The organism is Candidatus Regiella insecticola LSR1, assembly GCF_000143625.1.
In the GTDB taxonomy this organism is placed as follows: domain Bacteria; phylum Pseudomonadota; class Gammaproteobacteria; order Enterobacterales; family Enterobacteriaceae; genus Regiella; species Regiella insecticola.
The window spans coordinates 27,413-28,017 of sequence record NZ_GL379710.1; the positions used below are offsets into that span (position 1 = coordinate 27,413).

Sequence of the window (605 nt, forward strand, 5' to 3'; positions counted from 1 at the left end):
ATCATTGCCGAATATAGGCTATATGCGTCAAATCAATGCAGAAGGTATTCTCGCGATGAAACCGACGTTAGTGCTAAGCAGTGCACTTGCTGGGCCTTCATTGGTGTTGAAACAAATTGTCGACAGCGGTGTTAAAGTGGTCTCTATTCCTAGCGATACTACCTTGAATGCCGTATCTGAAAAAATTAGCCTTATTGCTACTGCCGTCAATCAGATTGATCAAGGGAAACAGCTGGCGCAAAATTATCAACAAGAAATAGCGGCGATTGATAATAGCCCTATCGCTGTGCGGATGTTGTTTATTATGAGTTATGGCGGCAGCGTGCCCTTGGTAGCAGGGCAAAATACCGCAGCGGATGCCATGATACGCGCGACAGGTGCTCAAAATGCCATGCAAGGATTTGAGCGTTATCGGCCGCTCTCTCAAGAGGGGTTGATTGCGAGTGCACCAGACTTGATTTTGGTCACCACGGATGGGCTAAAATCTCTTGGTGGCGTGGATAAAATCTGGCAACTTCCTGGAATAACATTAACTCCCGCGGGTAAACATCGACGAATAGTGACATTCGACGATATGGCTTTACTTGGCTTTGGTCTACAAACCG

1 protein-coding gene is annotated in these 605 nt (G+C 46.6%); it reads left to right on the plus strand.

The annotated features are described in order from the left end of the window. The coding region (locus REG_RS09815) for an ABC transporter substrate-binding protein (RefSeq protein ID WP_039908792.1) at nt 1-605 on the plus strand (605 nt) is incomplete at both ends.